Genomic DNA, 21,880 nt, shown 5'->3' with positions numbered 1-21,880 from the left:
TCCCGCGTTCGGTTGAATGCGGACAAGATGCTCGCCGACGAAAGAATTGAGCGACTTGTCCGTAGTCAGGTGATCCGCCTGAATACGGGTTGCTCTTGAGGATAAACCGGGCAAGTGCTTCAATGGTTCAAGCAGACTGCCTGACAGAAAAAGGAGAGGGCCATGCGCCACGGTAAATCCGGCCGCAAGCTCAACCGGACTTCTAGCCACCGCAAGGCTATGTTCGCGAATATGGCAGCGTCGCTGATCAAGCACGAGCAGATCGTCACGACCTTGCCGAAGGCCAAGGAAATGAAGCCGATCATCGACAAGCTCATCACCCTGGGCAAGCGCGGTGGTCTTCATGCACGCCGCCAGGCCATTTCGCAGATTCGCGACACGGCGATGGTCGCGAAGCTGTTCGAAACGCTCGGTGAGCGCTACAAGGACCGCAACGGCGGATATTCCCGTGTGCTGAAGGCCGGTTTTCGCTACGGCGACAACGCGCCTCTGGCGGTTATCGAACTTGTTGACCGGGATCCGGAAGCGCGCGGCGCAGAAGACCGTGCCCGCACCGAAGCCGCAGAAGCGGCAGAAAACGCTGCGTAAGAAAAACTTTCGCGGCATGATTGTAGAGGCGGGCCATTGGTCCGCCTTTGTCGTTTCCCGTAGTGCGGCAGCGGGTTGGTACGTTTTTTCCCCTAGCAATTTTTTACATTATCAATGATTTAAGAAGTCACGTTTATCTTGCCTTTCAGTGCCTTAACTACGTTTTGATCAGGCTGGGGAGATACACTGTGATTGGCAAGAAAAATTCAGGCGGGAAGAGAAAACTATCGTCTCTACGTCTTTCCTTTGTCATTCCTGCTTTGATGATTGTGGTCACGGTTGCGGCTTGTGCCGCAGTTGGCGTGATCGGATATATGACCGGCCGGGATGGTTTGCAAAAAGCCGCTGAAGCGGAACTTGGAATGGTGATTACGGCACGGTCCGCCCTGCTGGAATCCAGGTTGAAGTCCGCTCAGGCGGAGATCGTCAATCTCGCGTCGAGCGTAGCGGATCCCCTGAGCAATCTGGGCAACGCGGCGATGAACCTTTCCAAGGAAAAGGAAGAAATTCTCAGCCTGTTCCACGGGCCGCAGACCGCCGATGAGCGTGCGGCTATTACCGGCAAGGAACAGAAGACCATGTACGCCTGGCGCCACTCCGAGGCGCATCCGGCATTTTACAATGTCTGGAAGAATGGCGGTTACTCAGATGTCTATCTGATCGATTCCGACGGGCTTATCCTTTACTCGGTGACCAAGGGCGGCGAGTTCCTCTCGAAAATAGGCGATGGAAGTGTCGTGGACGGCTCCGGGCTGGAGACTGTCTATAATACCGCCAGGGGCCTGGGCGAGGGTGAGATCGCAACAAGCGTTTTTGAATCCTACGGTCCGGCGGGCGGCGTAAGTTCGCTGTTTCTTGCTTCACCCGTGTTCATGAATTCCTTTGGAACAATCACCCTGACCGGTGTGGTTGTCATGCGGATCGATTCCTCCTTCCTCAACAATGTTGTCGCAAGCAGAGACGATCTCGGCAAAACCGGCCAGGTCTATGTCGTCGATCATGACGGTACCCTGCTCAGCGATTTGCCGCTGGCAGACGAGCGGACTGCGCTGGTTGTAAAAAGCACTGCAGAACCTGCCCTTGCCGCTGCGGGCGGTACGGAAACTGCTGCGGTGGTCACCGGAACCGACGGTGTGGCCGACCTGATGGTGGCGCGTCCTCTCACCTTCCAGGGACAGAGCTGGGCGATTGTTGCTGAAAAGAGCGTTGAGGAAACGCTTTCGGCCGTGGCCAACATGCGCAATCAGATGTTCATGTGGTCGCTGATCACGATTGCCGTTGCCGCCGTTATCGCGCTTTTCTTCTCCCGTTCCATAACCGGGCCGCTTTCCACTCTTGTCGGGGCGCTGAACGCGATTGCTTCCGGCGATCTGGAAGCTGAAATCACCGCGGCGAACCGCAAGGATGAAATCGGCGACATCGGCCGCGCCGTTGTGCAGATCCGCCAGAACGCGGCCGAGGAAAACGAACGCCGCGCGACGGAAGAAGCCGATGCCGCCCAGCGTCAGGCAACGCAGCGTCACGAGATGCTGTCGAGCCTAGCCGGAGACTTCGAGGCGACAGTCGGCACAGTGGTCGACAAGGTTGCCCGCTCGGCCAGCAAACTGCGCGAGTCGGCGACCAACATGCGCGCAATGACCGACAGCGCCGGCGAGACTTCCGCCAATGCGGCCGAGATGTCGCAAAATACGCTGGCCGAGGTGGAATCCATCGCAGCCGCGTCCGACCAGCTGTCGAGCTCGATCCAGGAAATCTCAACGCTGATCGAGCGATCTTCGAGTGTTGCCGCCACCGCGACCAAACGGGCGGAAACGACCAACGAGACGGTGAAATCGCTCGCCGAAGCCGCGAACCGTATCGGCGAGGTCATTACCTTGATCAGCGACATCGCCGACCAGACCAACCTTCTTGCCCTGAACGCCACCATCGAGGCGGCGCGAGCCGGCGAGGCGGGCAGGGGCTTTGCGGTCGTGGCGTCCGAGGTCAAGGATCTGGCGGCCCAGACCGGAAAGGCGACCGGAGAGATCCAGCAGCAGATCGATGCAATCCGCGGTGCGACCGACGATGCGGTCGATGCGATCGGCGACATCCAGAAGACCATCGACGACATCACCAAGTCGGTGAGCGAAGTTGCCGCGGCCGTGACGGAACAGAGCTACGCGACACAGGGGATTGCGGAAAACACCCAGCGGGCAGCCGGCGGGACTTCCAAGGTCACCGAAGATATCCGCAACGTGTCGTCGCTTTCCAACGACACCAACATGGCCGCGCAGAACTTCTCCGAGGAAGCCGCGGACATGGCGATGGAGGCCGAACAGCTTGACAAGGAAGTGCGCAGCTTCCTGGATCAGGTCCGCTCCGCCTGACAGCGAACATGTCTGAAATGAAAAGAGCCGCCGGATTTCCGGCGGCTCTTTGCTTTTGTGTTTGCCTCTTTTCCTCCCTATCTGCCATGTATCGCAGGAAACTTGATAGATTCGAAGGTAAGGGGTCCGGCAATGCGCCCGACGAATTCTGGTAACACCCGGCATATGCTGCGGGTGATTTTGGCGGGACTGCTCGCACTCTGGCCTGTTGCGGGGGGCGCACAGACCGCGCAGCCCTCACCGGCCGATCTGCGGCTCGTCCCGCAGAATGAAACGCAGATCAAGCTGTCGTTCGCTCCGATCGTCAAAAAGGTCGCCCCGGCAGTCGTCAATGTCTATGCCAGCCGCAAGGTCGTGCAGCGCCGGCAGGTCTCGCCTTTCTTCGACGATCCCTTCTTCCGCCGGTTTTTCGGCCAGCCCGGTGGCGGTTTCGACCGGCCGCGGCAAAGGGTGGAATCCTCTCTTGGCTCGGGGGTGATCATTTCCGCCGACGGAACCGTGATCACCAACCATCACGTCATCAAGGACGCGGATGAAGTGCGGGTGGCCCTGAGCGACCGGCGCGAGTTCGACGCAGATATCGTTCTCATGGACGAGCGCACCGACCTGGCGGTGCTTAAAATCCGCGGGGAAGGCCCCTTCGAACATGTGGCGTTCGCCGATTCCGACAGTCTGGAGGTCGGCGATATCGTTCTTGCCATCGGCAATCCCTTCGGCGTCGGGCAGACCGTGACGCAGGGCATCGTCTCCGCGACGGCCAGGACCCAGGTGGGGGTAACGGATTTCCAGTTCTTCATTCAGACGGATGCGGCGATCAATCCCGGCAATTCCGGCGGAGCGCTGGTGGACATGGCCGGCGGGCTTGTCGGCATCAACACGGCAATTTTCTCCCGCTCCGGCGGGTCCAACGGCATAGGCTTCGCCATACCGGCGCATATGGCGCGGTTTGTGGCGCAGGCGGCAGATCATGGCGGCAAGGTGCAACGGCCCTGGCTGGGAGCGACCGTTCAGATCGTCAATGCCGAGATCGCCGAAGCCCTTTCCCTGGACAGGCCCCGCGGCGTGCTGGTGACGGCGGTCTTCGAAGGTTCGCCGGCACAGGAAGCCGGCCTCAAGGTCAGCGATCTGGTGATCGCGGTCGATGGCAAGGAAGTGGTCGACCCGAATTCCTTCGGCTATCGCTTCGCGACCAAGATGATCGGCGAGAAGACGGAATTTCAGGTGCTGCGTGACGACAGGGAGATCACGCTGTCCATTTCCCTGAGACCCGCGCCCGAGACGACCTCGCGCGATACCCGCGAAATGAAGGAATACTCCCCGTTCGAGGGAACGACCGTGATGAACCTGTCTCCGGCGGTGGCCGAGGAACTCGGTCTTGAGGGAGGCGTCTTCGACGGGGTCGTCATCGCGGAGGTCAAAGGGGGCAGCGCCGCCGACCGGGTCGGACTACGGCCCGGAGATATCGTTCGCGGTGTGAACCGGCAAAAGATTGAAACGACGCGTATGCTGGAGGCAATCACGAAAGCTCCGCCGCGCGTCTGGCAGCTTGACATCGAACGCGACGGCAAGGTCTCGCAGATCACCTTGCGCGGATAGGAGGACCGGTTGAGCGATCTTTTCCAAGCCTCCGGTCTGCAGCAGTCGGGTCCAAGACCGCTCGCCGACCGGATGCGGCCGACCCGGCTTGCCGATGTCGTCGGTCAGGACCATCTCCTTGGTCCGGAGGGAACGCTCTCGCGGATGCTGAAGACGCGGACGCTCGGGTCGCTGATCTTCTGGGGACCTCCCGGGACGGGAAAGACCACCATCGCCCGGCTGCTGGCCAACGAGACCGACCTGGCCTTCGAGCAGACGTCCGCGATCTTTTCCGGTGTCGCCGATCTGAAGAAGGTTTTCGAGGGCGCCCGCGTCCGGCGTATGGGCGGGCGGGCGACTCTGCTGTTCGTCGACGAGATCCATCGCTTCAACCGTGCCCAACAGGACAGTTTTCTGCCGGTGATGGAAGACGGCACGATCACGCTTGTCGGCGCCACGACGGAAAATCCCTCCTTCGAACTGAATGCCGCGCTCCTGTCGCGCTCTCACGTGATGACCTTTCATTCGCTTTCCCAGGAAGCGATCGACAGTCTGCTGAGCCGGGCGGAGGAGACCGAGGAAAAGCAGTTGCCGCTGGATGCGGAGGCCAGGCAGGTACTGATCCGCATGGCGGACGGAGACGGCCGGTCCGCCCTGACACTGGCGGAGGATGTCTGGCGGGCGGCGGCGGAAGACGAGGTTTTCGATGCGGGCCGCCTGCAAGAGATCGTGCAGCGGCGGGCCCCGATCTACGACAAGGGCGCGGATGGGCATTACAACCTCATTTCCGCCTTGCACAAATCCGTGCGCGGCTCCGATCCCGACGCAGCTCTGTACTGGTTCTGCCGCATGCTGGACGGGGGCGAAGACCCGATGTATCTGGCCCGCCGGCTCATCCGCATGGCTGTCGAGGATATCGGCCTGGCCGACCCGAACGCTCTCGTCCAGGCGAACGCCGCCCGGGATGCCTATCAGATGCTCGGGTCGCCGGAAGGCGAACTGGCTCTGGCGCAATCGGTGGTCTATCTGGCGACCGCGCCCAAATCCAACGGGGCGTATATGGCCTACAAGGCGGCCATGCGTGACGCGAAGACCAGCGGCTCCCTGCTGCCGCCCAAGCATATCCTCAATGCACCGACGAAGCTCATGAAGCAGGAGGGCTACGGCGAGGGCTATCAATATGACCATGACGCGCCGGAAGGCTTCTCCGGGCAGGATTACTTTCCCGAGAAACTGGGGCGGCAGACTTACTACGATCCGCCGCAACGCGGCTTTGAGAGGGAATTGCGGAAGCGTCTGGACTATTGGGACAAATTGCGCAAGGACCGCGGCTGACGCATTTGTAGTGCAAAGGGCGGCGCGGCGTCAGGACTGCGTCGTGGTGAGCCGGTCCAGCGCGTTCCTGAGGGAAGCGGCAAGTTGTTCGCGTTCTTGTGAGCTCACAGAACCGGGCAGGTGGAGAGCGAGTTGGTTCAACTGCCGCGAAACCACCGCCAGGTCCAGATCCGGCCCGTCAGCGGTATCGGTCCGCAAGCCGATGACTTCATATGTCGCGACCGGATAGGCGATGCCCTTCACGGTCACTTCGCCGGTGTCGATGCACTGAATCTGGTCCTTCACCTGCGAAAAGGTTTCAAAGGAGATCAGGATCGATCCGGGTGCCGCCAGGTTCTCCAGGCGGGACGCCGTGTTCACGCCCCGGCCGATAATGGTGTAGTCCAGCCGGTCGTTGCTGCCAAAATTTCCAACGGTGCAGTAGTCCGTGTGAATTCCCATCCGGCATTTCAGCGGCTTGGAGATCCCCGCTTCGCGCCACACGTCCTGGAGTTCCGCCATCCGGTCCTGCATTTCAATCGCCATCCTGACGCAGGCCACGGCATCTTCCATGACACCCTGGGTTTCCGGATCGCCGAAGAAAATCAGAATGGCATCGCCGACATATTTGTCGATCGTGGCGCCGTATTTGAGAGCGATCTTCGACATTTCGGTCAGATACTGGTTGAGGATGGACGTCAGTTCCTCGGACTCAAGCCGTTCCGCGGTTTCCGTGAACCCGGCGATATCGGAAAAGAAGACGGTCAGTTTCTTGCGTGTCGAGGTGATCGTGACTTCCTGGCTGCCCTCGAAAATCGACTTGTAGACCTGCGGCGAGAGATACTTTGCCAGCTGCTTGGACAGGTCTTCCATGCGGGTCGACTGATCCGCCAACTGGTCCTCAACGGCTTCGCCGTGTTCAATGGTCGCTTCATACAGGACGCGCAGGTCTTCCAGTTCGGAAAGCAGATATTTGTTTTCTTCCTGCTGCGCGCGCAAAGCCAGCTCCAGATCGGCGGTGCCTTCCGAAACGGGCGCAGGCGTCTTTTTTTTCAAACTCTTTGCCATTTCAATTCGCAATACCGTAGTCGCGGCACATCTCGTCCGCAGCTATTCCTCAAGAATCACTGTTAGCTACATAATTTATCTTACCGTAACATTCCCGCGTCATGAGGGGAAAAATGTATTCTTTTGTGTCCATTTCCGACGCCATTTCACGCTCGTTATTTGAGCCCATGATCTTGAGGCGGTGTCTGGCGGCAGGACATCGCGGCAGCCTGTCCGCCCGACCTGGAACCGTAACCATTTCTTATGCGGATTCAGGTTATACCAAGGATAGTTAATACGGACCCGTTGAAGACCGCATTTCGAGACTGTTCCGCCGCGTCGCACGTCTTGACCGATGATCCACATCGCCCGCGACACGGTCCTTGCCGAACAGTCTCGAAAAGCGGTCGGGCGGGTCCGCGTTGACGATGGCTGGGATTGCAAGAAGGTCAGTGACCATTTCGGCGGCTTCATGAAGGAAATCGAACTCAGACTGGGGCTTGTCTTCTACGGCGGGGTTTCGCTCGCCATCTACATGCATGGCGTGAGCCGCGAAATGTTGAACCTGGTCCGCGCCTCGGGATTCCGTCTGGACCGCAAGGCCGGCGGAGCGGGCGAGGGCGCCGCGGAGCGGGATCTGCCACCCGTCCAGAGCGCCTACAAGGAACTGCTCGATATCCTGTCCCCGGTCGCGGATGTCCGGGTTGTGGTCGATGCGATCGCCGGAGCGTCCGCGGGTGGGGTCAACGGTATCATGCTGGCCAGGGCGATCGCCCACGATCTGCCTCTCGACAGCCACAGCCGGCTGTGGCTGGAGAACGCCGATGTCACGCGTCTGGCACGGCCGCAATCGGGGATTTCGCGCTATCTCAAGATTTCTGTTTCACCGGTGCTTGACCGGCTGATTTCCTCCCGGCTGAACAAGCAGATCGAAAGTACGGAAACCCGCGAGAAACTGCGCCGTTTCATGCAGGCGAGATGGTTCTCGCCGCCGTTTTCCGGCGACAGGTTTATCGGCTGGATGCTCGATGCCTGCAAGCAGATGGAAGAAACCGCGGAACCGGGCCGGACGCTCATTCCGCGCGGACAGACGCTGGACCTGTTCGTGACCATCACGGACTACAACGGCATCAAGCGGCGCATTCATCTCGACGATCCGGATTATGTCGAGGAATGGGATCATCGCCGCATTTTGAATTTCCACGCGGTGCACCGTGCACCGGGGGTCGTCGACAGCCAGTTCGCCGCGGAAAATATTCCCGAGCTGGTCTTTGCCGCCCGGGCGACGTCTTCTTTTCCCGGGGCCTTTCCTCCCGCCACGATTGCCGAGATGGAGCGGGTCCTTGCCAGGCAGCATCTGGCCTGGCCCCATCGGGAGGCCTTCCTGAAGCGTGGACTGAACCTGACGCCGGAGGCGATTGGCAGGCATTGCTTTGTCGATGGCAGTGTCGTGATGAACAAGCCGTTCGCGCCTGTCATCAAGGTCATTCAGGACCGGCCGGCGACAAAGGAAGTCGCCCGGCGGGTGATCTACATCGATCCGGCGCCTGTCGAACCGGTTGAGGCCGATGGCCGGCATGTCGAACTGCCCGGTTTCTTCAGGGTCATCCTCGCGTCGCTGGCGCATATCCCGCGCAACGAGCCGATCGGCGACGATCTGAAGGAACTGGAGCAGAACAACCGGCGCAGCCGTTGGCTGGCACAGTTGATCGACGCGGCGGGACCGATGGTCGAACAGGCGGTGAAGGGTCTGTTGCCCAAACGCAGGACCGTTACTCCGGAAATCCTTGCCAAATGCCGCAAGGACGCGACCGACGCAGCCTTCCGGCAGGCCGGTTTCGCCTTTCTGAACTACCAGTCGCTGAAGCTGCATGCCCTTGGAGAGCGTCTCGCGGGGCTGACGACCCGCTTGAGCGGTGTCAGGGATGCCCGCAAACTGGAAGAGCCCGTTCTGGCGCAATTGGCGCGGTACTTCTCCACGCTGACGGTGGAGAGCAAGGATTTGTTGGGGCGAAACGACCCGCATGTTGTTGCGCTGCTGCGCGGGCTGGATGTCGATTATCGCATTCGGCGTTTGCGCTTCGCGATCCGCAAGCTGAACGGATTTTACCAATTCGATCCAGGATCCGGGCTTCCGCCACCGAACACCGATGTCCTCGATCACATGAAGGGCCTGCTTTACGATCAGATCGATCATTTGAGCTGGCGCTGGACGGAGCCGTTTTTCGGCAGCCGGTGCAGGGATCATGCCGAGCGATTTGTGAAGGACCTCGCGGCGGGGGCCGAGTCCGCCGGCGACCAGGTGGTCCCGCTGCTTAAATGCATGTCCTCAATGATGGGTCTGGCGGATCTCGACCGGCTGCAGGACGAGCTTTTCGCGGAAACCGCGCGGGGCCTTTTGGACAAGGACCGGCACGCGTCGCTGATGCGATCCTATATCGGGTTCGGGTTTTACGATCTGATCACATTCCCGGTGCTGCAGCGGAACGACTTTTCGGAGGTGACGGAAATCCTCGTCGACAGGATCAGTCCCCGGGATGCCGAAAGCCTGCATACGGAAAATTTCGACCTCAAGGGAAAGTCGCTGAATTCCTTCGGCGCGTTTTTCAATCGCGGCTGGCGGGAGCATGATTACCTGTGGGGACGGCTCAATGCCGCCGACAGGCTGGTCAGCATCATTCTGTCGGCGGCGGGCAAGGGCACTTTGCCGCAGATGCAGGTCAATCAGGCCCGCGCCCGGATTTTCCTGGCGATCCTGGAGGAAGAGCGGGACAAACTCATTGAAATACCGGAGGAAATAGCCAGAGTAGATGATCTCGTCCGGTCGGTTTACCCCGATTTTGCCCATGTGAAGGAAGACGTATAGACTGTTATTGCCGAAAACCGGCAAGTGTCTCCTTGACGGCGCGGCGGCTGTTTCGCTACGCACTCTGGTATGGCATGGCTATTGTCCCGCGAGCGGAATGTAAGGGTTCATGGAATTTCTGACTGACTACACAGGTACCGGGCCGGGAGCTTTCCTGGCGATGTTCGCCGGGCTTTATTCCGCGAGTCTCATCGTGCTGTTCACGACGGGCCTGTCGATGACCGCGCTAAACAGGCGCCATCCGGACCGGAAGATCCAGAAGCGGGAGCCGACCCACGACGCACTGCGCGATATCCGGTCCTCGATGAAGCAGCTGGCCATCACCAGTTGCTGCCTGTCGATCGGTCTTTACGCGCAGATGCGCGGCTGGACGCTTTTTGCACCCGTGATGCTGAGCTGGTGGTCCGTGCCGGTCTTTTTCGTGCTGTCCCTCGCGCTGCACGACACATGGTTCTACTGGGGCCACAGGATCCTGCACACAAAACTGTTCTACCGGTTTCACAAGCCGCATCACATGACGATCACGCCGACCGTATGGTCGAACGACGCCGGGTCCAGCGTCGACACGCTGTTCGCGCACTCCTATTATGCACTGGTGCTCTTCGTGGTCCCGATCCCGCCGCTGGTTTTTTTGGGCCACCGACTGTTCGATCAGGTTTCGGCCGCCATCGGCCATTGCGGCTACGAGCATTTCGCCAGCCCGTCGGCCCGCAAGCCCTGGCCGCTGCTGTGCACGCTCTATCATGACCAGCATCATCAGTATTTCGTCTATAATTACGCCAACTACTTTTCCTTCTGGGACCGGTTCTGCGGCACGATCCACCCGACCTATGACAACAAGGTGGAAGGCTTCGAGGCGCTCTATTCCGGCAAGCAGGACCAGGCTTGATGGGACTTCTGGTCGATTATCTCACCGTGTTCGCGCTGACCTATCTGGCGATGGTGTGGGTTTATTTCGTCACCGGCATCACCTTGCTCGCGATCAACTCGCGCCATCCGGAGCGGCGCATCCAGAAGCATCGCGACGGACTGAAGCGGCAGGCGGAGGAAATCCGCGCCTCGATGAAGGCGCTGGCGACCTCTTCGCTGCTGCTGTCCAGCGGATATTTCGCGCAGACGCAGGGCTGGACGCTGTTTGAACCGCTCGCATTGTCCTGGTGGTCGTTTCCACTGATGTTCGCCGTGTGTTTCGTGCTCTTCGATGCCTGGTTCTACTGGGGCCACCGGATCCTGCATCTGCCGGCGCTCTACAGGTTCCATGTGCCGCACCACCGGTCCATCGCGCCGACAGTGTGGAGCAACGACAGCTCGACCACGGTCGATACATTGATCGAGCATTTCTTCTATTTTCTGGTCTGGTTCTTTCTGCCCGTTCCGGCGCTCAGCGTTTTCGCGCTGCGCCTGTTCGATCAGATCTCCGGAATGGTGGGCCATTCCGGCTTCGAATATTTCGCGTCCAGATCCTCGCGCTTTCCCTCGCCGCTGATTTGCACGACCTTCCATGATCTGCATCATTCCCAGTTCCACTATAATTACGGAAACTTCTTTTCGTTCTGGGACCGTGTTTGCGGTACTGTGCATCCGAAATACGATGCCCTGGTGCGTTCGATGGAAGAAACCGGAGAAATTCCGGAGTCGGAAGAGACCAAGGTCAAGGCAACCGGAGGCGGGGCAACCGGAGGCGGGGCAACCGGGGTCAAGGCAACCGGGTAAGCCCGCATGCGTTTACACGTCGTGTCAGCCAACCTGCTAAACGGACTTAAAGGAAAATCATGCTGGATCAGGCGCTATCCGTTCTGCTCGAATTTCTGCCGATTTACGCGGCGGTCTATGCGATCAACGTATTTCTTTATTTCGCGACCGGTTGGGTGCTGATCCAGATCCAGAACAGGCATCCGGAGCGGCGCATTCAACAGAACCGGCGCGGCGAAAAACGCATGTGGAAGGAAATCCGCGCGAGCGTCTTGTCGCTGACGGTAACGGCGGGGTGTCTTGCCGGCGGTATCTTCCTGTCGCTGAAGGGCTGGACGCTGGTCTCACCGCTGGAGCTTTCCTGGTGGTCCGTCCTCCTGATGTTCGCGGTCTCCATTGTCGCATTCGACACCTGGTTCTACTGGGGCCACCGCTTCATGCACACCAAGGTGATGTACCGGTTCCATGCCGAGCATCACCGCTCCGTTGCCCCGACCGTCTGGAGCACCTATTCGGACGACCTAGTCGACGCCTTCATCATGCAGAGTTACTATCTGTGGGCCATGGTCATTCTGCCGATCCCGATCCCGGTTCTCATCGTCCATCGTCTGTGGGACCATTTCAACGGCACCATCGGCCATTCGGGTTTTGAGTTCTGGGCCTCGCCGATGTCGCGCATGCCCTCGCCGATGGTGTGCGTAACCTTCCACGATCAGCACCATTCCCGCTTCCGCTACAACTTCGCCAATTTCTTTTCTTTCTGGGATCGGGTCTGCGGCACGATCGATCCGAAATATGACGAGCAGGTCAAGGTGTTCGAGGAAATGGGGCAGGGCGACGCTGCGAAACCCGTGGCGCCGGGGGAATAGCGCCCGGTTGGGTCTTCCCGGACAGGGCAGTTATATGACGGATTGACACCGCTGTCGTTCACAGGCAGGGATCAAGGGACTGCAACAGATCCCTATTAATTTCCAGGTCGTTCTGCTTGCGCTGTGCCGGGTTTGATCCAGGTTCACCAGGCGCGTGTTTGAAGAAGTTCCGGAGCGGGGCGTGACGGTACCAAGCGGATGCCGGGACCGAAACCGGCGCTGTTGGGGTCGTTGCAATAGCTGAGTGATGACTGGGGCCGTGATTTGAATCATCTTCTTCTTATAATGCTCGGCGGCGGAATAGGCGCCGGCGGGCGGCATCTGGTGTCGATGGGGACGCTCAGACTGTTCGGACCGGGTTTTCCTGTCGGCACGCTCAGTGTCAATGTTATCGGATCGTTGATCATGGGGCTTTTCATCGGCTGGCTGGTCAGGCACGAGACCGGTGATATGCAGTCGCTGCGCTATTTCTTGGCAACCGGGATACTTGGCGGCTTTACCACTTTCTCGGCCTTTTCCCTCGATACCGCGGTTCTTTGGCAACGCGGCGACACGCAACTTGCACTGGTCTATGTAGCCGCGTCGGTGCTTCTGTCGATCGTCGCGGTCTTCGCCGGGCTGATGATCATGCGTCAGGTCGGGTCCTAACTTTCCCTTCCCTTTAACGGCAATTCCGCCTATACGCTCCGGAACGATTTTTCGCCCCAACGCCTTCAAGCGCGGGGCTGTGGGATGCGCCGGGCCGCGAAAAGTGTCCTGCTGCCGAATTTGAGAACAACATGTCAGCGATTGAACAGAAACAAGTGACCGCCGATGAGGCGGGCATGCGCCTGGACCGTTGGTTCAAAAACCATTTTCCGGGGCTCGGCTTCGGTCATCTGCAGAAACTGCTGCGTACCGGACAGGTGCGGGTCGACGGCAAGCGCGCCGAATCCAATACGCGCATCGCGACAGGCCAGATGATCCGCATTCCGCCGCTCGGCGTGGAACTGCGCGCGGACGACAAGAAGAACGCCAGGCCGAAATCCACCAAACTGACCTCGGACGACCGCAAGGCCGTCGAGGACATGCTTCTCTTTGAGGACAGTCACGTGATGGTCCTCAACAAGCCGGCGGGCCTTGCGGTGCAGGGCGGGTCCGGCCTCAGCCGGCATCTGGACGGCATGTTGGACGCTTTCACCGACGCCAAAGGCAACAAGCCCCGCCTCGTGCACCGGCTCGACCGGGAAACCTCCGGTATCATCCTCGTTGCCCGAACCCGTCAGGCAGCGCAGGAACTCACCAAGGCCTTCCGCCACCGCAATACCCGCAAGATCTACTGGGCGATGCTGGCCGGCGTTCCCAAGCCCTATCAGGGCCGGATTTCAACCTTTCTCGCCCGCAACGAGGACGAAGAGCGCATGCAGGTCGTCCGTCAGGGTGACGATGAGGCTCAGCACGCCGTCTCGCTTTATTCGGTCTTCGAGAAATCCGCCCAGAAACTGTCCTGGGTGACCATGAAGCCGGTCACGGGGCGCACGCATCAACTGCGTGCCCATGCCGCCCATATCGGCCATCCGATCATCGGCGACGACAAATATTTCAACATCGAAAACTGGGAGTTGCCGGGCGGCATCCAGAACCGGCTGCATCTGCTCGCCCGGCGGATCGTCATTCCCCATCCTTCCGGCCATGGCGCGATCGACGTGTCCGCGCCGCTGCCGCCGCATATGCAGCAGACCTGGAACCTTCTGGGTTTCAATGCCAAGGATTACGATCCGGAAGCGGACGATCCGGACGAAACGCTGATCAAGCGGTAGGTTTCCGCCTTCACTTCAACGCAAATATTTCAAAAACCCTGAAACATGGCGCTCAGGATCACCGAGGCAAAGGTGACGGCCACGACACCGGCGACCAGCTTCCAGGCGTCGGAGCGCTTTTTCAGACCCGGCCAGCCGATCGGCTTGATTACCTGGATGGCGGCAATCAGGAAAAGAAGCACCATCAGGATCTTGGTCAAGGAAAGCTCCGGCTGCGGGGGAAGGCTGTCCCATGCGGCTTAGCCAATCCTTCGCTCCACTGCAAGGCGGATCGGATCAGGCGCCGGCGTTCCGCTGAAGCTTTGCCATGTATGTGGGAAGCTTTTCCATGGATGGGACAACGATCAAGGTCTTGATCTTGCCGGCCTTGAAGGCGTTCAGGAACTTGTTGTAATCCTTGAAGGCAACGCAGCCGTGGGAGCCGATCGACCGGCGCAGCAGCCGGGTATGGGTCAGCATGCCGTCGCGGCCCTTCATGGCGCTCCGGTCATGCGGCAGCATGCGGATGGCCTCGACACCATGGAAAAGCCGCTCGCGCATGCGCAGCTTGTAGATGTTCGGTGGCGTCGGCCCGTAATTCTTCACATAGGCGAATTTAGGATTGTCCATCTTGGCTCCGATGCCCGAATGGGCTTCGAGTTTGGTGCCATCCGGCATGTGGACCGTCGCCGCACTGATGTCATAGACCGCAACCTTGCTGTGCGCGCCGGGCAATCCGCCCTTGCCGCCGCCGAACAGTTTGCCGAGACCGCTGAAGACGCCGTTTTCATCCTCTTCCGGATTTCCGGGCGTCGCGTAGGCAAGAACAGGCGTGGCCTCCTGCGGCTTTTCCTGCTTCGGTTTCGTAGCGACGGGTTTCGAGACGGCCGGCTTCGCGCTGCGTGCAACCTCGGGTTTGGCGCCGGGGATGCGGGTCGGTATGGCTCCCGGCTTGGCCGGGTTCGTGGTCTCAGCCAAAGTTCGTGAAGCTTGCGGATCAAGTGAGGCCACCTCGACTTCGGCGGCAATCTCCGGCAAGGATGCCCCCGTCTTTTCGGCCAGGATCTGCGGCAGAACTTTCGGCAAGGCTTCCGCAGGTGCTTCGGCAAAGGCGCGTTGCGCGGCCGCGGGTTTGTCTGTAGCGGGCGTCATCCTGGCCTTCGCGGCAAGGAGCGTGCGGGTGAGTTTGAGCTTTGCGAGTTTTCCTGCGAGCGCATTCCTGGCGGTGCGCCGGGCCTTCGCCAGGGCGTCGTCTTCCTTTGGCCGGAGAGATGACGCCTCGGCGTCTTCCGCCTGAACGGGAATTGCGGAAGGCGCGGGCTTTGCGGGGAAGCTGGTGGCCGGCAATCGGACAGACGGCTTCGCGAATTTCGCCGTCTTCTCTGCCGCTCCCGTGTTCGCAGGAACCCGGGTGGAAGCGGGCATTCCGGTTGTGACATGGGCCAAGGTCAGCGTTTTGGAAGTCGAGACCGACGGCGACAAATTGGAGGGCGCCAGCGAGGGGCCGATGGAGACGGCGGATACGGCGAACCCGGCAATCAGCAGGGTTGATCCCGCAAGGAGCGCGTAGAATGGTCGCTGTTTCTTTTTTGCTGCCATCCGGCTCTCGTCGCCTATCCGTTTGTTTGTCTGCTGCATTCAGGCAAAACCAATCTTCTGCCCGCAGCCTTGCGGCTGCGGTTCATATCCGTATTTCTTTGGCGGCTAGCTTGCCCCAAACGATCATGCCCACCAGAAGCGACCAATATCGCAAAACATGGTAACCAACGTGTTTACGGACCCACGCGTAATGGGCCCTGTTGTCGCAAACCACCTTAAAGAGGCGATTTTCGGGCGCACCGGCCAAATCGGCGATATCCAGAAATAACCGGTCCATGTGCCGCAAGCTGTGGATTTCACCAGATCGCCCCATGCAGCCGGGGTCATTGCGCTGGGTCAATATTTCCAGATCTCATTGATCAATGGTGTCGCAATGTCTTGACCGTGGCGCCAAAACCCGGCACATGCGGGCCGTAAGCACAGGTTGGGTTCCCATGTATCTGATCGTTTTCGATGTCGACGGCACGCTGGTGGACAGCCAGAACACCATCCTGCACGGTCTCCAGGTGGGGTTCGAGGCGGTCGGTCTGCCCATGCCCGACCGGAAAACCGCCCTGTCGATTGTCGGGCGATCGCTGGAGGAAGCCTTTGCGGATCTCGTCGGGCCCGCGCATGCGGACAAGGCACAGGAGATGGCGGATGCCTACAGGGCGTCCAAGATCTCCCGGCGCGGACTGGGGCTCGATGTCGACCCGCTTTATCCGGGCGCCAGGGAAGCCGTCGAAAAGCTTCACGCGCAGGACGACATCCTGCTCGGCATCGCGACGGGCAAGGCGATGCGCGGCGTCAGGCATATGCAGGACACCCATGACCTGCACGGCCGTTTCGTCACGATCCAGACGGCAGACACTTCACCTTCGAAGCCTCATCCGGACATGATCCTCAGGGCCATTGCGGAGACGGGGGCAGACCCGCATCGCACGCTGATGATCGGCGATACCGGTTTCGACATGGCGATGGCAAGGGCGGCCGGGGCTCATGCGGTCGGGGTCACGTGGGGATATCACGACCGCGCGCAACTGACCGCAGGCGGAGCGAACCGGATCATCGAGGGATTTGAGGATCTCGATCTTGCCTTGAACGAAATTCTGGAATTTTCCGAGGTATCAGTCTGATGAGCGATTTTCTTGAAGTTCTGCAGGAAGATGCGGCGCGCGATCCGGAACAGCGCGCGCGCGAATTTTCCCGGCGCGAATTGCCCAAGCGCTTCTACAAGGAAGCGGCCCATGAACCCGCGGAAGGCGGCTTTGCCATCCACCTGGACGGCCGGCCGGTCAAAACGCCCGGCAGGACAACACTGCTCCTGCCGAACGAGACGCTGGGCGCGGCGGTCGCGGCCGAATGGATGGCGCAGGAAAAGGTGATCAATCCGGCAAACATGCCGCTGACCCGTATCGCCAACTCGGCACAGGATGCGGTTTCTGTCCGGTATGACGAAGTCGCCGACGAAATCACCCGCTTCGCCGGCAGCGATGCGCTGTGTTACCGCGCCGACGACCCGCAAAGCCTGGTGGAGACGCAGCGCGGCCTCTGGGACCCGGTCATCGACTGGGCGGGGAGCCTGCTCGGCGGACGCTTCGTGCTGATCGAGGGCATTGTCCATGCATCCCAGCCGGAGGACCTGCTCAAGGCCTACCGGCGGCGGATCGGCGCGGAGACACCGCTTCGCCTTGCCGCACTGCACACGGCCACCAGCCTGACCGGCTCGGCTATCCTGGCGCTGTCCCTGAAAGAGGGCCACCTGGATGCAGACCGCGTCTGGACCGCCGCGCATGTGGAAGAGGATTTCAACATCGAGCGCTGGGGAGAGGACGCGGACGCGGCCAGCCTGCGGGCTTACAAACGCACGGAATTCGATGCGGCTGTGTTGATACTGCAAGCGGGTTGACCGGCAACCCGGAAAATCCGCCTTTGCCGATCGGAGACATTCGGCCACGCACTCGAATTCAGGTTCCTGGCATGGGTTGACCTTCAGCCCAGATAAAACGTCGTCGCCATCAGGAAGAAGATCAGCACGCCAAGCACGTCGTTCGACGACGTGATGAACACGCCGATGGCCATGGCTGGATCGATGCCGATCTTGTCGAGTATGATGGGAATGCTCGCGCCGACCGTGGCGGCGAGGGTGGTGACGCACACCAGGGACAGGGATGTCGCCAGAGCCAGGTGCAGCGGCGCCTCCAGCGGTACCACCAGAGAGGCGATCAGGACGAGGCAGCCAAGGACGATCCCTGCGATCACTCCGTTGAACAGCGCGGCGAAAAACTCCTTCATCAGGCGATAGAAAATATCGCCGGACCAGAGCGCGCCGGTGGCGATGCCCTGGACGGCCACCGCGGAGGCCTGGAGGCCCGCGTTGCCCGCCATCGACATGGTGACCGGAATGAAGGCCGCGAGAATGGCGGCCTCGGCGAGTTGATCCTCATAGGAGCCGACGACGGTCGCGGCGACGCTTGCTCCAACCAGCCCGGCCAGCAGCCAGGGCAGGCGGCCCTTGACGATCCTGAGGACCGTGTCGTCCGCGCGCGCTTCGGCCGAAACGCCGCTCATCAGCAGCATGTCCTCATTGGCCTCGTCGGAGGCGATCCTGGTGAGCTGCTTCGGAGTGATCCGGCCGAGCAGATGGCCGTCTCCGGAGACGACCGGCACCGTGCGCATGTCGCGTTTGCGGGCAAGGCGCAGGACTTCCTCCTGGTCCGTGTCGGCGGAAACGGCGAGCACATCACGGTTCATGATCTCGCGGAGCGGGGTCTCGCTTGGAGCCAGCAGCAGCTTGCCGACTTCAACGGTTCCCGTCAGCTTGCCATTTGCATCGGTGACGTAGACCGTGAAGATCTTGCGGATGCGGTCGGCCTGCTCGCGCATCTGCGAGACCGCTTCCCCGGCGGAGCAATCCTCGGGCAGGGCGACGAATTTGCGGGCCATCACCCTGCCGGCCGTGTCGTCGGCGTAAGTGGCAAGCGTGGCGATGTCTTCCACGTCGGGAAGGCGGGCGATCAGTTCGTCGGCGACGTCATCGGGAAACTCGTTGAGGATTTCGGTCGTGTCCTCCGGGTCGAGCCCGGCGAGAATGTCGCGGAACTGCTCGAGCGTCGTTTCCTCCATCAGGATGGAGCGGAATTCCGGACGCAGTTCGGCGACAACCTTGATCGACGGATTGGCGGGAAGCCACTGGAACAGCTTGCGCGCGTGTTTGAGCCGCAGCCGGGTGAGAAGCTGCATGACGTCCACCGGATCCCAGCGTTTAAGCAGATCCACCACCTGCTGGCGCCTGCCGGCCTTGATCATGTCGCGCACCGCCCTGAGGGACGCGTCATTGGCGTCCAGATGTTTCTGGGCCGGCTCCCTTATCCAGACAATGGTGTCCAAGTCTGGCTCGGCGCTGGAATTGCTCATGGGTAAACCTCCGGAATTGACCGGTCCGCTTCTAATGCTGGTTTGTGACGCCGTCCTGACAGACTGGTGAGCCGGCTATGACCCTTAAACTTCGAATTCTTCAAGTTCGGCGAATGCCGCGCGCAGTTTTTCCGACCAGCCGTGGGACAGTTTCTGGAAATAGGGATCGTCCTGCTCGATCCGGACCTGGCGCTCGGTGGAAAAGGTATCCGTATTGTAGAGGAGCATGTCGATCGGCATGCCGACCGACAGATTGGAGCGCAAGGTGCTGTCGAAGGACAGCAGAACCAGCTTGGCCGCTTCGCCAAGGCGCATGTCGGCACGGGTCACGCGGTCCAGGATAGGCTTGCCGTATTTGTGCTCGCCGATCTGCAGGTAGGGCGTATCCTCGCCCACCTCGATAAAGTTTCCGGCGGCATAGACCTGAAACATGCGGGGCTGTTCGCCCTTGATCTGGCCACCCAGGATGAAGGTCACGAAGAAGTTGTCCGCGCTGGCCGCGAGAGCTTCTCCGTCGATCTCCTTGACTTCCCGGACCGCACTGCCGACCAGGCGGGCAACCTGGAACATGGTCCTGGCGCTCATCAGCGTCGCCCGGTCACTTTCCGCCGAGGCTATATGTTCGCTCAACAGGGAAATGACGGCCTGCGTAACAGCCAGGTTTCCCGCGGACGCGAGGGTGATCACCCTTTCGCCCGGCTCCTCCCAGACATGCAGCTTCTTGAAGGTGGAGATGTTGTCGACACCGGCGTTGGTTCTCGTGTCCGCGGCAAAGACCAGGCCACGATCCAGTTTCAAGCCGACACAATAGGTCATTCCCTTGTCCTTCTGACAAAAATCCGAAACGCCGGATCAACCCGTCTTCAGGTGGGATCACGAGAAAGCACGACTGTTGATCTAGTGTTACGTTGCCGAACGTCCCGCCCGGGGTGGGCGCGGATGGTTGCAGCGTGCCGGTAGCTCCGTATATCGCGAAAGGAAGATGACAGCTATTGCTGCTGTTGCAAGGCGGCTTGAGCGACGTCGACCTCAACCCGCAGGTTCTCCTCCAGTCCGCCGAAACGGATGCCCCTGATCGGTGCAGCAGAACGGGAATCGAGCCCGACCGTCAAGCGAATATAACGATCCGTCGGACACATAGCGTTGGATATGTCGAAACCGATCCAGCCGAGGCCCTGGACCAGCACTTCCGCCCAGGCGTGATGTGCTTCGGAGGCCTGCTCCTCTTCCAGGAGCAAATAGCCGGACACATAGCGGGCGGGGACGCCGATGGAACGTGCCGCCGCGATAAAAATGTGCGCGTGATCCTGGCAGACGCCTTCGCCGGCGGCCAGGGCGGCCGTCGCGGAGGTGCTGGTTTCGGTTACACCGATCTTGTAATCGACCTTGTCGCGAATGGCATGCATGAGCGCATGAAAACCGGCGATCCTGTCATGCCCTTCCGCGTGAGCTGCCAGCTTCCGGATCGCCTGGTTCGACTGGGTCAGCGGGGTGACCCTGGTGAAGAGGCGCGGCGGGGTGCCTGCGTCCAGCTCATGACCGAGAATGCCGTTGGTATCGGTGGTATCGACGATGCCGGACGCCGTGATCTCCACTTCCTCAACAGGTCCCTCTCCGGAAACCATGTGAACCTGGTTGCCGAAGGCATCCTTGTAGGTTGTCGCCCGCTCGATGCCCGGCGTATCGATGGACCATTCGACGATTTTCTGCGACTGGCAGTCCTCTGGCGTCAGCCGCAGCTGCTGCATGGCATTGGCCAGCGGCGTCTCATATCGATAACTGGTGGTATGTCTGACGGTCAATCGCATGCGGCACCGGGGATCAGCTTGGTTCGAGGATCAGGCGAAATTGTAGTCTTCACTCAGTTGCTTTGCGAACTGATTATTTTTTCCGACAAACTCCGTCAGAAACTCGTGCAGTCCCTGTTGATAGATTTCGCGCATCTGCTTTTCGGACAATTCGCGTGAAATCTCCGATGCCAGGTCCAGGCTCGGTTCACGCGATCCGTAGAACTGGGCCAGATCCTCCGCGGTGTCCGCGATCCAGTCGTAGCAATGGGCAAGCGACCGGGGCATCTCCGTTCTCAGGATCAGGAATTCCGCGATATTGAAGGCCTTCAGGCGGGCATTGGGATATGCGAAGCGGTAGCTTCTGCGTCCCGACAGGGCTCTGAGGATCGCCGACCACTGATAGCGTTCCGCCGACCCGTCCTCGACGATGTCGCTGTCCGGCAGCAGCGTCCAGTACTGGGTGTTGAGGATCCTGGCCGTGTTGTCCGCACGCTCGACAAAATTTCCCATCTGGCTGAAGAAATAGCCGTCATCGCGCAGAATGGTGTTCAAAAGCGCGCCGCGGAACAGATGCGAGCGCTGGTTCACCCAGGCGAGAAAATCGGGCAGCGTATCCTGGGTGATGGTCTGCGGGTTGACCTCGTTGAACTCGATCCAGGTGGTGTTGATGGCTTCCCAGAGCTCCGCGGTGATGCTGGTTCGGACGGCCCTTGCGTTGTTGCGGGCCAGTTCGAGGCAATGACGCACGCTGTCCGAATTGTCCTTCGAAAAGATCATGAATGCCGCGACATTGCGCAGGTTCAACTCGTCGTATTTTTGAGCAAAGTCTTTCTCGCACCCCGAGCAGGACAGCGCGAAGGTCCAATGGGTGCCGTCCTCCTGGCCGGAATGGGAAATAATGGCACCGCGAAAGCCCACTTCCAGAAGACGGGTCACGTTCTGGGCGCGCTCGTGGTAACGCGACATCCAAAACAGCGAAGAGGCGGTTCTTCCGAGCATC

18 protein-coding genes and 1 pseudogene are annotated in these 21,880 nt (G+C 60.3%); 12 read left to right on the top strand and 7 right to left on the bottom strand.

All coding sequences use genetic code 11. The features are described 5' to 3' along the window. Nucleotides 1-162: 162 nt before the first annotated feature. From rplQ to CLV41_RS11440, 4 genes are all read left to right on the top strand, one after another. Nucleotides 163-588 (top strand): 50S ribosomal protein L17, encoded by a 426-nt coding sequence (gene rplQ, locus CLV41_RS11455; protein ID WP_103222473.1) that lies wholly within the window; start codon nucleotides 163-165, stop codon nucleotides 586-588. A gap of 362 nt (nucleotides 589-950) precedes the next feature. Beyond that, nucleotides 951-2,954: a methyl-accepting chemotaxis protein gene (locus CLV41_RS11450; protein WP_208987458.1), complete on the top strand. Its 2,004-nt coding sequence runs from the start codon at nucleotides 951-953 to the stop codon at nucleotides 2,952-2,954. A gap of 132 nt (nucleotides 2,955-3,086) precedes the next feature. Then, nucleotides 3,087-4,550, top strand: coding sequence for a DegQ family serine endoprotease (locus tag CLV41_RS11445; protein ID WP_235867116.1), 1,464 nt, complete (start codon nucleotides 3,087-3,089; stop codon nucleotides 4,548-4,550). A gap of 9 nt (nucleotides 4,551-4,559) precedes the next feature. Beyond that, the gene (locus CLV41_RS11440; protein ID WP_103222471.1) at nucleotides 4,560-5,864 is read left to right on the top strand and encodes a replication-associated recombination protein A; all 1,305 of its coding nucleotides are present in this window, start codon (nucleotides 4,560-4,562) and stop codon (nucleotides 5,862-5,864) included. A 30-nt stretch (nucleotides 5,865-5,894) separates the two neighbouring features. Here the strand turns inward: CLV41_RS11440 and CLV41_RS11435 are convergent. Next, a pseudogene (locus CLV41_RS11435) lies at nucleotides 5,895-6,716 on the bottom strand (adenylate/guanylate cyclase domain-containing protein); the annotation flags it as partial. 529 nt (nucleotides 6,717-7,245) lie between these two features. On the opposite strand from CLV41_RS11435, the gene CLV41_RS11430 reads away from it, so the two are divergent. From CLV41_RS11430 to CLV41_RS11405, 6 genes are all read left to right on the top strand, one after another. Continuing rightward, the gene (locus CLV41_RS11430; protein ID WP_208987457.1) at nucleotides 7,246-9,756 is read left to right on the top strand and encodes a patatin-like protein; all 2,511 of its coding nucleotides are present in this window, start codon (nucleotides 7,246-7,248) and stop codon (nucleotides 9,754-9,756) included. A gap of 109 nt (nucleotides 9,757-9,865) precedes the next feature. After that, entirely contained in the window at nucleotides 9,866-10,645 is a 780-nt protein-coding gene (locus CLV41_RS11425) for a sterol desaturase family protein (protein WP_103222469.1), read from the top strand. Beyond that, complete coding sequence (locus CLV41_RS11420; protein ID WP_103222468.1) at nucleotides 10,645-11,469, top strand: sterol desaturase family protein; 825 nt, start codon at nucleotides 10,645-10,647, stop codon at nucleotides 11,467-11,469. Before CLV41_RS11425 ends, CLV41_RS11420 begins: the two co-directional genes overlap by 1 nt. Before the next feature lie 59 nt (nucleotides 11,470-11,528). Next, entirely contained in the window at nucleotides 11,529-12,317 is a 789-nt protein-coding gene (locus CLV41_RS11415; RefSeq protein ID WP_103222467.1) for a sterol desaturase family protein, read from the top strand. Between the two features lie 264 nt (nucleotides 12,318-12,581). After that, nucleotides 12,582-12,965, top strand: a complete 384-nt coding sequence (gene crcB / locus CLV41_RS11410; protein ID WP_103222466.1) for a fluoride efflux transporter CrcB — start codon at nucleotides 12,582-12,584, stop codon at nucleotides 12,963-12,965. 131 nt (nucleotides 12,966-13,096) lie between these two features. Beyond that, a complete protein-coding gene (locus CLV41_RS11405) occupies nucleotides 13,097-14,116 on the top strand; it encodes an RluA family pseudouridine synthase (RefSeq protein WP_103222465.1) in 1,020 nt (339 codons plus the stop codon). Between the two features lie 29 nt (nucleotides 14,117-14,145). Here the strand turns inward: CLV41_RS11405 and CLV41_RS27755 are convergent, their stop codons facing one another. Both CLV41_RS27755 and CLV41_RS11400 read right to left on the bottom strand, forming a co-directional pair. Continuing rightward, entirely contained in the window at nucleotides 14,146-14,316 is a 171-nt protein-coding gene (locus CLV41_RS27755; protein WP_170107171.1) for a hypothetical protein, read from the bottom strand. Nucleotides 14,317-14,392: 76 nt separating this feature from the next. Beyond that, nucleotides 14,393-15,694, bottom strand: coding sequence for a DUF2778 domain-containing protein (locus tag CLV41_RS11400; RefSeq protein ID WP_235867115.1), 1,302 nt, complete (start codon nucleotides 15,692-15,694; stop codon nucleotides 14,393-14,395). A 434-nt stretch (nucleotides 15,695-16,128) separates the two neighbouring features. Between CLV41_RS11400 and CLV41_RS11390 the strand changes: the two genes are divergently transcribed. Further along, nucleotides 16,129-16,809, top strand: coding sequence for an HAD-IA family hydrolase (locus tag CLV41_RS11390; RefSeq protein WP_103222463.1), 681 nt, complete (start codon nucleotides 16,129-16,131; stop codon nucleotides 16,807-16,809). Further along, nucleotides 16,809-17,582, top strand: a complete 774-nt coding sequence (locus tag CLV41_RS11385) for an ATP12 family chaperone protein (RefSeq protein ID WP_103222462.1) — start codon at nucleotides 16,809-16,811, stop codon at nucleotides 17,580-17,582. The genes CLV41_RS11390 and CLV41_RS11385 overlap by 1 nt, the downstream gene beginning before the upstream one ends. Nucleotides 17,583-17,665: 83 nt before the next feature. Here CLV41_RS11385 and mgtE read toward each other — a convergent pair whose 3' ends face one another. From mgtE to CLV41_RS11365, 4 genes are all read right to left on the bottom strand, one after another. Continuing rightward, nucleotides 17,666-19,090: a magnesium transporter gene (gene mgtE, locus CLV41_RS11380; protein WP_103222461.1), complete on the bottom strand. Its 1,425-nt coding sequence runs from the start codon at nucleotides 19,088-19,090 to the stop codon at nucleotides 17,666-17,668. A gap of 84 nt (nucleotides 19,091-19,174) precedes the next feature. Then, the gene (locus CLV41_RS11375) at nucleotides 19,175-19,906 is read right to left on the bottom strand and encodes a proteasome-type protease (RefSeq protein ID WP_103222460.1); all 732 of its coding nucleotides are present in this window, start codon (nucleotides 19,904-19,906) and stop codon (nucleotides 19,175-19,177) included. A 173-nt stretch (nucleotides 19,907-20,079) separates the two neighbouring features. Next, nucleotides 20,080-20,898 carry a transglutaminase family protein gene (locus CLV41_RS11370; RefSeq protein WP_103222459.1) on the bottom strand — a complete coding sequence of 273 codons (819 nt, stop codon included), beginning with the start codon at nucleotides 20,896-20,898 and terminating at the stop codon, nucleotides 20,080-20,082. A 30-nt stretch (nucleotides 20,899-20,928) separates the two neighbouring features. Continuing rightward, complete coding sequence (locus tag CLV41_RS11365) at nucleotides 20,929-21,879, bottom strand: alpha-E domain-containing protein (protein WP_103222458.1); 951 nt, start codon at nucleotides 21,877-21,879, stop codon at nucleotides 20,929-20,931. Nucleotide 21,880: the final 1 nt, after the last annotated feature.

This window comes from Roseibium marinum, assembly GCF_002906165.1.
Classification (GTDB): domain Bacteria; phylum Pseudomonadota; class Alphaproteobacteria; order Rhizobiales; family Stappiaceae; genus Roseibium; species Roseibium marinum.
The sequence above is the reverse complement of the archived record's forward strand: the minus strand, read 5'-3'. Positions and strand labels throughout refer to the sequence as shown.